This window comes from Paenibacillus sp. NPDC058071 (assembly GCF_042885235.1).
GTDB lineage: Bacteria > Bacillota > Bacilli > Paenibacillales > Paenibacillaceae > Pristimantibacillus.
Genome location: NZ_JBHVSK010000014.1, coordinates 44,211 through 57,683, shown reverse-complemented (window position 1 = coordinate 57,683; position 13,473 = coordinate 44,211). Strand labels below are relative to the sequence as shown.

The following is a 13,473-nucleotide window of genomic DNA, read 5'->3' as shown; positions in this document are numbered from 1 at the left end:
CTCGCATGACAGCAGGCATCAACTATTTCAATCGGCTGAACGACGGACGTCGTATATGGCTGGACGGAGAGATCGTTCCCGATATCCGTCTTCATCCCGCTTTTCGCGGTACCGTGCAATCGGTGTCGGCCCTCATGGCGCGGCAAGACGATCCGGCGTCAGAAGAGCTGCTGACGTTTCGCACAGACACGGGAACGAAAGCGAATATTGCTTATCTGATACCGGAAACGAGAGAGGATTTGTTCCGGCGGAGTCGCGGACTTAAGCTATGGTCCGACGCCACATTCGGCGTCATGAGCCGCGTGGGAGGCTTTTATCGCTCTCAGTTAACGGCGTGGTATATCGCTCGCGATCTTATTAAGGAAGAGCAGCCCTATTTTCCGCAAAAAATAGCTGACTATTACGCGTACGTCCGTGACAACGACCTGCTGCTGACAGCTGCCGGGCACGACCCGCAAGTCGACAGGACGAAGCTGGCCCATGAGCTGGGCGATTTGTACACGGCGCTGCGCATCGTTGGAGAGAACGAAGAAGGCATTATCGTCCGCGGGGCCAAAATGATTGCGACCGGCGCTCCGTACATGGATGAGATTGTCGTTTCGCCGCATAGCAAAAAGACGGGCGACGAGCAGCGGTATGCGGTAATGTTTGCGATTCCGGCGAGCCATCCCGGAGTCCATCTTATTTGCCGGGAATCGTTCGCTTCCGAACGGGAGGAGGATCACCCGCTCAGCTCGCATTTCGACGAGATGGATGCGGTGCTCGTCTTCGACGACGCGCTAATTCCATGGGAGCGGGTATTCATTAAAGACGACCCTGACGCCATCTGGAAGATTCGTTCCGACCGGATGGTCGGCGCGCTCAGCTTGCACGAAAATATTGTACGGCTTGTCAGCAAGCTGGAATTTACGGCCGCGGTCGGCAGCGAGCTGGCCGAATCTATCGGCATCAAGGCGTTCGCCCATGTCCGCGAGAAGCTGGCTGAGCTTTATTTTCAGCTCGAGTCGGTGAAGGCGCTGCTGTTGTCAGCGGAGCATCGGGCAAGCTTGCATCCTTTAGGCGTATGGGAACCTGCGCTCGAGCCGATCTTGACGGCAAAAAATTTGGGCAACCGTTACTATCCGCGGTCGCTGGAAATTTTGCAGCAGCTGTCCGGAGCGGGCATGCTGCAGGTGCCTTCGACAATTGCCGAGCTGCGCGGCCCGCTTGCTGAACAGCTGAAGAGGGCGTACAGGGGAGCAGACCGGGATGCGGAAGAGCGGGTGAAACTGCTCAAGCTGGCATGGGAATTGGTCGGCAGCCGACTTGGCGCAAGACATGAGCTGTACGAACGGTTTTACGCCGGCGATCCGGTGCGCACGTACGCGGGGCAATACGTCGAGTACGATAAGCGTCAGCTGCTGGAACGGGTTGCGGCAAGAACGACATGAGCGCCCGGAGCGCTCTCCGGCGTTCGCTTCGATTAGTGATAGTTACGGCAGCCGCCGTCTGGCTGGCGTTATGGTTCGCCGCAGGAAGCAGCTATGCCCACTCTTCGTTGACCGATGCATCCCCCGCGCCTGACAGCCGTCTTGCGGCGGCTCCGCAGGAAATCGTATTGACGTTCAACGAGCGGGTGGAGGATAAGGGTTACGCCGTACAGATCTACAATGATCAAGGGCGGCCGGTCTCGCAGGAAAAAGCGGTTTTGGACAGCGGACGCCGCTCGCTTCGTCTGCCGCTGCCGCAGCTGGCAGACGGAAGCTATACCGTTACATATCGTCTGCTCTCGGCGGATGGGCACCCCATTCGGGCGTCCTACGTGTTCGCCGTGGGCGAAGCATCGGAAAGTCGGCTTGGCTACGCTTCCGCTTCTAGGCTGCACGAGGAGCATGATCTCGCTCAAAACATGCCGTATTGGATCGTTCGCGGCCTCTATTTTGCCGGATTGCTGTCTGTTACCGGCTGGCTTGGCCTGCAAGTCTACGCGCCCGGCGCTGTGGCTCGCGATCCGTTACGCTATCGGCGGGTTGCCAAGCTGCTGATCGGCTTTCATTTGGCCGCTTTACTGCTGCTGGCATGGTCGGATTTCGGCAAATTGAGCGAGGGGCTGGCGCAAGAAAGTTTGAAGGATATGTTGCTCGGCACTTCGATCGGATTGTCTTACGCTCTTGCTTTGCCATTTGCATTAGCGGGATGGCTAACGATCGGAAGGGGCAGAGTCGTAATCACGGTCTGGATCATTGCCGTCTTTGCAGCCAAAGGCTTGAACGGGCATGCAATGGGATTTGCGGTTCCGTCCGTCACTTATGCGCTGGACATTGCGCATTTGGCCGCAGCTAGCGTCTGGGCGGGCGTTTTGCTTGCCTTTGCCATCATTGGTCCGAAACGGCTGGCGGAAAATCCGCACGCTGCCGAGAGCGGACCTGCCGCTGATGGAAAAACGGCTCCGGCTTTGCAGCTGTCGCGCGCCGCGCTGTTTGCCATCGCCGTGCTTTCCGTTACAGGCGTCGCCACTGCGGCGCTCTATACGAACGGCTTTCACCGTCTGCCGGAATCGCAATGGGGTCAGCTGATGCTCGCCAAAACGGCCGCAGTGCTGCTCGTATTGGCGACGGGCGCGGCTATTAGACGAACGCTGCGGAAACGGACGTTTCGCCGAAAGTCTCCTTGGCTGCTGTTCGATCTTGGACTGCTTGCGGCAATCGTTGGCATAACCGCTATTCTGACTTATTTGAATCCGCTGGCGGTTTCCGGCCCGCTCTTTTGGCACGAAAATGTGAAAGGCCTGCATATTGCGGCAATTATTACGCCGAATAAGGCGGGGGAAAACAATCAGTTTAACGTGTCGATCGGAGGAGGCGGTCAAGGAGGAGGGACGAAGTCGACAGCTGCCGCTCCAAGAAGTGTCACGCTTCGATTGGAGTCCGCTGATCGCCCGGATATTGCTCCGATCGACGTGCCGTTAAAGAGTGTGCCGTCGAATGGCAGTCCGGCGAGCCTGTACGATTTCCATTACAGCTCGGAAGGAAGCTATTTGTCGCTGCCGGGAAAATGGAGGCTGGAGGTGCGGGTGCTGGACGGCAAGCTGAACGAATTCACAACATCAACTGTTTTTTATAGTGAACCAAAAAAATAAAGGGGGAGTCCGAGATGGCGAAATACAGGGCGGGCGCCGCGCTTTTCGCAGCGTTTTTTCTTCTGCTGCTTGCGGGAAGAGCGGAAGCCCATGTAACCGTCTCACCGCAAGAGACGACGCAAGGAGCTTACGAGGTGTTTACAGTGCGGGTACCGACGGAAAAAGCGTCGGCAACGACGAAAGTGGAGCTGATTTTTCCGGAAGGCGTCGAGATCAGCCGCGTACAGCCGCTGGCCGGCTGGCAGTATGCGTTCCAAACCGAAGCGGGAGGCGGCGGAAAGACGTCCATTGTTTGGACGGCGGATGGACCGGGATTGGTCGAGGGCGAATTCGGCGAATTCAAGCTGCAGGGCAAAGTGGCGGATAACGCCAAAGAACTTGTGTGGAAGGCAGTACAGACGTATGCGGATGGATCAGTTGTCGAATGGGCGGGCGGCCGCGAGTCGGAAACGCCGTCATCGGTGACGGTGGTGTCTAAAGGAACGGGTGATGGGCATGCGGCTTCGGGGCATCATGCGCCGGCTGTAACGAGCAGCGGCGGAGCTGAGGGTGGCGTTTCGGTGAGCCTGTTTGCTGCTCCTGCTTTTTACGTCGCGTTAGCCGCGCTGGCAGCCGGACTTGTCGCGTTGTCGATTTCGCTTCGGCGCACTAAACGCGTGGCCTAAAACCTATTTTTTCGATGAGAATAATAAGTATAAAAATGAGGAGTGAAGAACCATGAAAAGCTTTAAAAAATGGAATGCCCGCTTGTCTAAAACGGCCGCCGTGCTGGCGCTGACCGTTGCTCTGTCCGCTTGCGGAGGTTCTCCTAATACCGGCAAAGGAGACGTTGCTTCAGGCTCCGGCCAATCAGGCTCGGAGAAGGCGGAGGTCGTCGAATTCAAGTACCCGGATAACCCGGGCTTCGATCTTGTTTATTTGGCTGACCAGCTCGGCTATTTTGACGGCACGAACACAAAGCCGAAATACGTCGGCAAAGTGGCGGCCCCGCAAATTATTCCGCTCGTTGGCACCGGCGACATAGATTTCGGCTCGCGGATGGTGCCGCTCGTCATCTCGGCCATTGCCAGCGGCGCGGATATTAAAGTCGTTTCCGCAGGCGGCAAAACGCTGGAGGAAGCGCCGCATATGAAATATTTTGTGCGCAATGACGGCAGTATCAAGGAGCCTAAGGATCTCGAAGGAAAGACGATCGGCTTCAACAGCTTTGGCGCTTGCGCCGAGTTCGTCTCGAAGAAGTGGTTTAAAGAGCATGGCGTCGATATAAGCAAAATTAATTTCCTTGTCGTTCCCGACGACAAGCAAGAGCAAACGCTGGAGCAGGGCGGCATCGATCTTGCGATCATTCATGCGCCATTCTCGGGCAAAGCGCAAGCGAACGAGAAACTGCTGAAGCTTTGGAGCGATTACGATCTCGACGGCGGTCTCGGCGGCATGGCGCCGTACAGCGTAAACGGCAAGTTTGCGAAGGAGCACCCGGAAGCGGTCAAAGATTTCGTAACGGCGATCGCCAAAACGGCTAACTGGGTTAACGACAATCCGGAAGAAGCGAAGGAGATCATTGCGAAAAGAATCGGCATCGATGTGAAATATGTCGACCGTTTCGCCTATGTCGACGATTTGATCATAACGGAGGAGCCAATCCAATACTACATCGACATTTTGGAGGAGTACGATAAAATCCCGAAAGGCAAAGTGACGGTCAAGGATGTTTACACCAACCAGTTCAACGAGTTTGCAGCGCCGAAGTCAGCGCATGCGGATAACACCAAAGACGGCGACGGCTCGGCCGCATAAGACAGGCACGCCGTTTGTAGGAGAGGAGAAGCGATTGTATGAACAAGGTTACCGGATGGACGAAAAAAGCGGTTGACCGCAGTCTGGCTATTCTATTGTTTTTTGTCGTCTGGGAGCTGCTGCCCCGGCTCGGCATCGTGAACCCCGCTTATTTAAGCCCGCCGTCGGACGTCGTTGTCGCGATCGGCAAGCTGATCGGCACCGGCGAGTTGTGGAAGCACGTGGCGGCCAGTCTGCAGCGTTCTTTGAGCGGCTTGCTGCTGGCGATTGTCTCAGGTACGCTGCTTGGCTTGCTGCTCGGCTGGTTCAAACGGTTCGAAGCGATTCTCGATCCGCTGCTGCAGCTGGCCCGGCAAGTATCGGCATTTGCGCTGTTTCCCGTATTTATTTTGTTTCTCGGCATCGGCGAGTCTTCGAAAACGGCTATTATTTTCTGGGCCTCATTCTGGCCGATCTTGCTCAATACAGTGAGCGGCGTTAAGCATGTCGAGAAGCTGCTGATTGATTCCGCCCGGTCGATGGGCGGCTCGCAATGGTTTCTGTTTTTCCGCGTCATCTTGCCAGCGGCAGCTCCAAGCATTTTTACCGGCATTCGTCTTGGGGGCGCATACTGCATCACGGCGCTCGTCGCAGCGGAAATGATCGGCTCATCGGCGGGACTCGGGTTTTATATTTTGAATTCCCAAGAAATCTTCCAAATTCCAGCGATGTATGCCGGCATTATTTTGCTCGCTATTCTAGGCCTCCTGCTCAATTACGTCCTTGCGTTGATCGAATCACGGTTTACGCGCTGGCGGAAAGGGCTGTCCAATAACGGTTGACGGCATGAGCGATACACGGAAGCGGAGGATAGGGCTGTTGTTGCCGATTTTATCGCTTTTGCTTGCCGCTATGCTTGTCTTGCAGAGCTGCGGGAAGGAAACCGCAGATTCTACCGCAGCTGTTGTCCGTCAATCGGCGGAGCCGGGCAAACTGAGGATCGGTTACAGCGGCAACAGCGCCTTAATTGGGCTGAAAGCTCGCGGCAGTCTGGAGCAAAAGCTGGCGGCGGCGCCGGCAGGCAAGGAGGTTGCCGTCGAATGGCGAGCCTTTCCCGACGAAGCGTCGCTGTTCCGGGCGGCGGAGGAGGGCCGCGTCGATATCGGCGCGGTCGGCGGCGCCGTTCCCGCGTTTCTGCACAGGGACGCAGCGCCGCTCGTCTACCTGGCTGTGGAGCCGGCCAACCCGGCGGCTTATGCAATCGTGACGCCTCTTGACTCGGATATTTTCGAGCTTGCCGATTTGAAAGGAAGGCGCGTTGCCTATGCTCCTTTTACGAATGAGCATGCTCTGCTGCTCACGGCGCTGGAGACGGCCGGTTTGAAGTCTTCGGACGTGAAGGGCGAGCAGATCGTACCTGCTGATATCTACAGCTCCATCTCGGCGAGGAAAGCAGATGTCTGGGTTGTCGGTGAGCCTGAGTTGAGCCGGATCGAAGCACTCGGCATCCGTGTCGTAGCGGACGGATCGATTGCTCCATCGCAACGCGATATTTACTTGACGACTCCTGAAAGCTTAGAAGGTCGGGAGGAGCTGTTCGCGTTGGCTCTGGACGAAATAAGCGCATACGACGATTGGGTGGGAGAGCAATTTCACGATGCAGCAGAACTGTTGTTTCTGCAAACCGGTATTTTGCATGCCGAGTGGCTCGCTTCCTTCGAGCGCAAGCCGTACGGCACGGCCCCTTTGCTTGAAGGGATCGTAAAGCAGGAGCAGGCGGCGGCGAACGAGATTGCGAGACTTGGAGGAAGAAAGCACGCAGTCGATATTGGAAGCTTTATTCGTTGAATTATTACAATCCAAGTGTAATTGTCAACGAATGGACGTTTGCTCGGAGCTTCTGCCTGTTTGTCTGTCTGTCTGTCTGTCTGTCTGTCTGTCTGTCTGTCTGTCTGTCTGTCTGGGCGGGCTCTGGGTTTTGATGCCATACTTTCAGGGGCAGTCTCAAAAGGGAAGCACGGAACGAGAAATCCTCCATAAAGCAAGTAAACATCCTGTCTCGCGTTTTATGTGGGGCGGGATGTTTATTTAGGGACAATAGTAAACGCAAAATTTCTTAAATCAGACTAGCTTTGATCGGACTGACCTGATTCATAACTCGTTCGGTTGCACCCACGAGCTGGAATAACTGCCTATCAGCATTTATTGCTTCAATTTTGACTGAATGAAGGGTAGATAACTGCTTTTTTGCAGTTATTCCAAGCCCACTTCTGACATTTGCGTTCATACCTCGGTCAATAACTGCCTTTTAGCATTTATTTGCTCCGTTTGGATTGGAAGAGTGAAAAATAACTGCCTTTTTGCAGTTAATCTTTTGAGAAAGTGAGATTTCGTAATAATCGTGCCAGCTTTACGTGCAGTGGCGGACAAGCTACGACTGTTTTTTTCAAAATGGTATAACATACTTTTGAGCCGGCCTGAACTCATCGAGCGCTGGAAGCTGTACGGTGCGCGGTCTGCTTGAAAATCGGGGCGACACACAGTTTTCGCATGACAAACGACCCTATATCCGGTATGATGAGCAATGACATTTAATAGAATATAAGTAGGAACAGGTGCCGACGATGCCGTTTCATAACATCGGTTCGGTTAAAAGGGAAGCGGGTGAAAATCCCGCGCGGTCCCGCCGCTGTAAAAGAAGAGTCCTTGTCAGAAATGCCACTGGGAAACCGGGAAGGCTGCAAGGGCGATGACGCTTGAGCCAGAAGACCTGCCTGTTTCCGAATACCATCATTCTACGAGCGATAGGAGGGTGTTTATTGGCATGCGCGCGCTTATTAAAGCCGCCCGTTCAACTAAACCTGTCGATTTCGATCGAGAGGTTTTTATTTTTTTTAGTTATAGGAAAGGGAGTTTAAGAGATGATTAAAAAACGTTTGCTATCTTGGCTGCTGATTGTAGCCGTCTTCATGTCTTTATTTTCAACTAATTTATCCGTATCGTTCGCCAACGCGGGCAGCGGGGCTCCAGAAGGATACGTCACCGTTTCGGTAGAGAAATTCACGCTGGGGCAAGGGTACATACAGGAACCGATTAAGGTTCCTTATTTTGCAGATGACAACGGAGCCTCAATTATTACTAGAGTGCTTGGCGCAGGCAATTACAAAAACACAGGAACAATCGATAGTGCTTTTTATTTATCGAGAGTAAAGGATTCAGACGGTACGCCGACGATTCCTCCTTTTATTCTTGATTTATTTAGCAATTACGGAGAGGTCTTAGGTAATAAAAATGACAGCGATTGGCTGGGTGAATTCGACTATACAAGCATGTCCGGTTGGGTGTACACCGTAAACCATGAGTTCGTCCCTTATGGATTCTCTGACTATATACCGGCAAATGGCGACGTTATTCGGACTCAGTTTACAGTCATTGGCTGGGGAGAGGATATTGGCAGTCCTTGGGGCAGCATTCAGCTTTCCGATAAAAGCGGGCTGACAGCGGCAGTTGCAGAAATAAACAGCTCGCCGGATAAAGCCGCGTTGCTGTCTCATACGGCCGTAAATGCGGCCTATGCTAACGCTTATAACGTATTAAAGGAACACGGTAACTCGCAAAGCGCAGTAGACGACGCGTTAGCAGCACTCCGCGGCGCCTTGGCGATAGCAGCCGATACGGAAGCGCCTGTTATCGCAGTTGACGGTCTAGTTCACAACGCTAAGGTAACGTCGGCTGATTTGAATTTTGGCGTCACCGCAACCGATAATGTGAGCGGAACCGTTGCCGTTGCAGTAACGCTGAACGGCCAGCCATTGACGGCTGCTAACGGTCGTTATAGCGCGCAACTGACTTCTGGAGATAACTTTATTTCGGTAACGGCCGTTGACGATGCCGGCAACCGAGCGGAGCAAACGTTTCGGGTCGTATATGAGGTAAAGCAGCTGACAGCAGTCGAGCAGCATTTGGCGGACAGTCTGAATTATCTTGTAAGAACGGTACCGAATCCGAAATTTGGATCAATCGGCGGGGAATGGGCGGTACTCTCGCTGGCTAGAGCAGGATACCCAGTTCCAGCAGGCTACTATGAGAAGTACTACGATAATATTGGTTTGTCGGTTGAGACGCTGATGAGCAAAAATGGCGGGAAGCTAGATCCAACCAAAGGAACGGAACATTCTCGTTTGATCGTGGCGCTTGCTTCAATCGGCAAAAATATCCACGATGTTGCAGGCTACGATATCAGCAATGCGCTTGGCGATTATAATTACGTAATTAAGCAAGGAATAAACGGTCCGGTCTGGGCATTGATCTCTCTGAACACACGAGACTACACTTTCCCAATCAATCCGGGCGCTGCCGTGCAGGCCAGCAGAGAAGCCTATATTTCTCGTATTTTAGAACTCGAGGTAAAAAAAGATACAGTCAATGCGGGAGGCTGGGGATTCAGTGTAATAAATCCCGATGTGGATTTGACGGGAATGACGATCCAATCGCTCGCTCCATACTACAACAGCAATGCACAGGTAAAAGCTGCAGTAGATCGCGCATTAGTGTGGCTGGAAAATACCTACCAAACAAAAGGTTATACCAGCAGCGAGAGTACCGCTCAAGTGATTGTCGCCTTAACGGCGCTCGGAATTAATCCTCACACCGATTCGAGATTCGTAAAGAACGGCAACTCGCTTATTGACGATTTGATGAAATATGCTGTACCGCAAGGCGGATTCAAACATGATTTAACTAGAGCAATTGATGGAATGGCTACCGAACAAGGAACGTATGCGCTTGTTGCATACGACCGTTTCTTGAAAGGTAAGACGTCGCTGTACAATATGTCCGATGTGACGGATTGGCCGACACCAACGCCAACGCCAACACCAACACCAACACCAACACCAACGCCAACACCGACACCGACGCCGACACCTGATCCGTCGGGGAAACATTATGTGAAGCTTTCGGTCGATAAGCTATCGATTGGGAAGGGCTATGTTGTTCCTACGCTGCGCGTCGAGTTGAAGCAAAGCGATACAGCATGGAGTTTATTGAAGCGTGTCCTGGACGAGAGTCAGATCACTTATCAAGAAACATCCTCCAATCAACATTCGTATTTGAAATCTATCGATGGCGACGGCGAATTTGATCATGGGCCGAATAGCGGATGGATGTATAGCTTGAATGGAATCTTCCCTGCAAGCAGTGCAGACCTGCAAGTGTTAAAAGACGGGGATGTTTTGCAGTGGCGCTATACGAAAGATTTTGGCAAAGATATCGGCAGTGATGACGATAGCGTCACGCTGCTTCCAGGCAACGATACGCAAGTCGTTATCCCTAACGACGGTCGTGCGTATCGTATTCCGCTGACGGCGTCGACAGATACAGGCAAAACATTAGGTATAGAAATACCGGCTAACTACCCGGAAACAGTATTTGTCGATCTGCTCCAAGGTACGGAAGTGCCTGGTATTGAGGCGTCAAAAGGCAGTACAACGGCTTTCATCCCGCAAGGGACAAAAATAACGGCAGGAAGCGGAAGCTCCATCGAGCTGCTGTCGAACGTCGTGATCGATTCTGTTCTTTCTGCGAAAATAGCGGCTATTGTTCCTCAACAAAAAGAGCTTCAAAGCGTCCTGCTCGCTTTCGCGATGGGAAGCGAGAATCGCGTGCAGTTCAGCGAATTCGTGACGCTTAAGTTTACAGGAATGAGCGGTAAAGACGCAGCCTACGTAGAGAACGGCGCAGCACATTCAATTGCGAAATTTGCGAGCGACGCAGCCGGCCGGGCGAGCGGCAACAGCGAATATGCCTATGACGACGGCAATGACCTGATCGTCAAAACGAACCATTTTACCGATTATATCGTCTACTTGGCAAATACCAAGGCAACACCAACGCCTACACCGTCACCGACGCCGGCAACGGGGACGAATCAATTCGTTTCATACTCTATCGACAAGAAAACGATTAATAAAGGGTACGTGCTGTCTCCTACTCAAGTGGAAATACGGGATGGAGACACGGTCTGGATGATACTAAAACGTATCTTGGACGAAAAGAAGATCGCTTTCGACTACTCCTTTAGCGAAGAATATAATAGCGTCTACATCAAATCCATCGCTGGTGACGGAGAGTTTGACCACGGTTCCGGCAGCGGATGGATGTATAACGTAAACGGCAAATATCCAGGTTTCGGCGCAAGCTTGTACACGCTGAAGGATGGCGACAAAGTCGAATGGCGTTATACGACGGATCTAGGGGTAGACTTAGGCGTCGATCCGAGCGGCTGGGAAACGCCAGGCCAAGATATTGCAACCAACCCTGGGGACAAAAACCCAGTCATTACGGTGCCAAAAGAAACGAAGAGCGACTACGTTCTCAACGCAACGAAGGATCTTGCCGACAAAGAAAGCGTGACGATCCAAATTCCTTCCGAAGTGAAGGCGAAAGTAGTTGTTAACGTGAAAGATGTAGCGGGGGCACTACCACAGCTCAATATTGTAAAAGGCAGCTTGTCTGCTTCCTTTGCTAAAGGGACAGCATTGAAATCCGGTCCGACCGGGCTGGAGTTCTTCACGGCTTTGGACCTGAAGGACGAGAAGCTTCAAGCGCAAATTAAAGCATCGCTTGCGAATAAAACTGAGCTGAAAGCCGTCAACCAATCGTTTGTTCTCGGCAATTCAGCCTCACCGGCAGTTCTGAGCGAGCCAATCACCGTTATGATAAATGGCGGGAAAGGCCAGCTTCCAGGCATCGTACTGAACGGCACGTTCACGCCGATCAAAATTTACGATTCCGAGGAGCAGGGCGCTAAAGCAGTGAAAGACAGCGATAAGCAAATTTATGCTTACGTTAAAGACAATCACTTGATGATTCGCACGAACTACTTGGGCGCAATCGTGACCTATACGGTGAATGAAGCGAAACAGCCGATCCGCTATTCGGATGCCGCTTCGATCTCGGCATGGGCGCAAGCCTCTATCGACCGGGCGTCCGAGCTCGGATTCGTCCAAGGCAGTGAGGGCAAATTTAAGCCAAAATCGTCCGTAACGAGAGCCGAGTTTGCTAAAATGCTGACGTCGGTATTGAATATTTCGACGACCGGCCAGACTGCGAGCTATGCGGACGTTGCATCCGGCGATTGGTACTATCCTTACGTCAATGCCGTTTCCAGCGCAGGCTACATGAAAGGCTACAACGGAAAGTTCGATCCGAACGCCGGCATTACTCGCGAGCAGATGGCTTCGACGATTTCCAGAGCGCTTCATCTGCAAGCCAATCAGCCTAACGAGCCGCTGCTCGATATGGGCGCGGTTTCGGCCTGGGCGAAAGCGGACGTTGCGTCAATTGTCGCCTCGCAGCTGATGCAGGGCGATCAGAATCGTTTCCGTCCGCAAGGTACGGTAACGAGAGAGATGGCGGCTGTCGTAGCGATGCGGGCTTACGATTTCGGGCAGGGGAACACTCCTGCCCCAACAGCGACGCCAACGCCATCACCAACACCGTCGTCGACACCATCGCCGACACCGACACCAACAGCGGCGCCAACGCAATCATCATCGCCGACGCCAGCGCCGATTGACGCTAAGCATGCGGAGGCTCAATCGCAGATTAAGAAAACAACGGCTTTCCTTCAATCAGCCGTTTCGAATCCGGTGATCGCGAGCGTTGGCGGCGAATGGACGGTCTTCGGACTCGCTCGTTCGGGAGCGAGTGTTCCGACGGCCTATTGGAACAAGTACTACAGCAACGTCGAGAAAGAGCTCAAGGAAAAGCAAGGAAAGCTGCATCATGTGAAATATACCGAGTACGACCGGGTTATTCTTGCGCTTACAGCGATCGGCAAAGAAGTCGACAATGTTGCTGGCTATAATCTGACGGAGCCGCTGGCCGATTTCGATACGGTAATCAAGCAAGGAATTAATGGTCCGATCTTTGCGCTTATTGCGCTGGACAGCAAATCGTACGACATTCCGGCTGCGAAAGCCGGCGTTAAAACGCAAACGACAAGAGAACGGCTGATCGACTTTATTTTGAACCGCGAAGTTGAAGGAGGCGGCTGGGCGCTGGGCGAGAAGCCGACGGCAGCCGATCCGGACGTTACGGCAATGGCGATCCAGTCTTTTGCACCCTACTACGGAAAGAACGAGAAAGTAAAAGCAGCAGTGGATCGCGGCCTTGCTTGGCTTTCCAAAGTACAAAAAACGGATGGCGGGTACGTAAGTGGCGGGGCTGCCAACTCCGAAAGCTCAGCGCAGGTTGTCGTCGCCTTGACGAGTCTCGGCATCGATCCGCATACGGACGCTAGGTTCGTGAAAAATGGCCGCTCGGTCATCGACGCGCTCCTTAGCTACGCTTCCGATAAAGGCGGCTTCTATCACATTCTCTCTGGAGGATCGGACAACGGCGGAGCCAAACCGGGCGAGGTCGATTTGATGGCGACGGATCAAGCGCTATACGCTTTGGTTGCTTACGATCGGTTCAAAAGCGGGAAAACCAGACTTTATGATATAACAGACGTCGTCAAGCAGTAGAATAGAGCGCAAAGCAAGGGTGGAAAGCTGCCCTTGCTTTGCTGTTTT

General features: G+C 53.1%; 7 protein-coding genes and 1 riboswitch. All 7 genes read left to right on the top strand.

The window, feature by feature from the left end; all coding sequences use genetic code 11:
* The first annotated feature begins 5 nt into the window (after window positions 1–5).
* Window positions 6–1,430: a 4-hydroxyphenylacetate 3-hydroxylase family protein gene (locus tag ACFVTB_RS20740; protein ID WP_387753404.1), complete on the top strand. Its 1,425-nt coding sequence runs from the start codon at window positions 6–8 to the stop codon at window positions 1,428–1,430.
* A 35-nt stretch (window positions 1,431–1,465) separates the two neighbouring features.
* The gene (locus tag ACFVTB_RS20735) at window positions 1,466–3,118 is read left to right on the top strand and encodes a copper resistance CopC/CopD family protein (protein ID WP_387753401.1); all 1,653 of its coding nucleotides are present in this window, start codon (window positions 1,466–1,468) and stop codon (window positions 3,116–3,118) included.
* A 14-nt stretch (window positions 3,119–3,132) separates the two neighbouring features.
* Window positions 3,133–3,783 (top strand): YcnI family copper-binding membrane protein, encoded by a 651-nt coding sequence (locus tag ACFVTB_RS20730; protein ID WP_387753399.1) that lies wholly within the window; start codon window positions 3,133–3,135, stop codon window positions 3,781–3,783.
* Window positions 3,784–3,835: 52 nt separating this feature from the next.
* Window positions 3,836–4,915, top strand: a complete 1,080-nt coding sequence (locus tag ACFVTB_RS20725) for an ABC transporter substrate-binding protein (RefSeq protein ID WP_387753397.1) — start codon at window positions 3,836–3,838, stop codon at window positions 4,913–4,915.
* A gap of 38 nt (window positions 4,916–4,953) precedes the next feature.
* The gene (locus ACFVTB_RS20720; RefSeq protein ID WP_387753395.1) at window positions 4,954–5,736 is read left to right on the top strand and encodes an ABC transporter permease; all 783 of its coding nucleotides are present in this window, start codon (window positions 4,954–4,956) and stop codon (window positions 5,734–5,736) included.
* 37 nt (window positions 5,737–5,773) lie between these two features.
* Entirely contained in the window at window positions 5,774–6,742 is a 969-nt protein-coding gene (locus tag ACFVTB_RS20715) for an ABC transporter substrate-binding protein (protein WP_387753392.1), read from the top strand.
* Window positions 6,743–7,490: 748 nt separating this feature from the next.
* Window positions 7,491–7,686: riboswitch (cobalamin riboswitch) on the top strand.
* 129 nt (window positions 7,687–7,815) lie between these two features.
* Entirely contained in the window at window positions 7,816–13,425 is a 5,610-nt protein-coding gene (locus ACFVTB_RS20710; protein ID WP_387753389.1) for a DUF4430 domain-containing protein, read from the top strand.
* Window positions 13,426–13,473 lie beyond the last annotated feature (48 nt).

Bases quoted from the DNA above. Each gene is read 5' to 3' on its own strand.
- ACFVTB_RS20740 (WP_387753404.1), top strand. From the start codon at position 6: ATGACAGCAGGCATCAACTATTTCAATCGGCTGAACGACGGACGTCGT.
- ACFVTB_RS20730 (WP_387753399.1), top strand. From the start codon at position 3,133: ATGGCGAAATACAGGGCGGGCGCCGCGCTTTTCGCAGCGTTTTTTCTT.
- ACFVTB_RS20725 (WP_387753397.1), top strand. From the start codon at position 3,836: ATGAAAAGCTTTAAAAAATGGAATGCCCGCTTGTCTAAAACGGCCGCC.
- ACFVTB_RS20720 (WP_387753395.1), top strand. From the start codon at position 4,954: ATGAACAAGGTTACCGGATGGACGAAAAAAGCGGTTGACCGCAGTCTG.
- ACFVTB_RS20710 (WP_387753389.1), top strand. From the start codon at position 7,816: ATGATTAAAAAACGTTTGCTATCTTGGCTGCTGATTGTAGCCGTCTTC.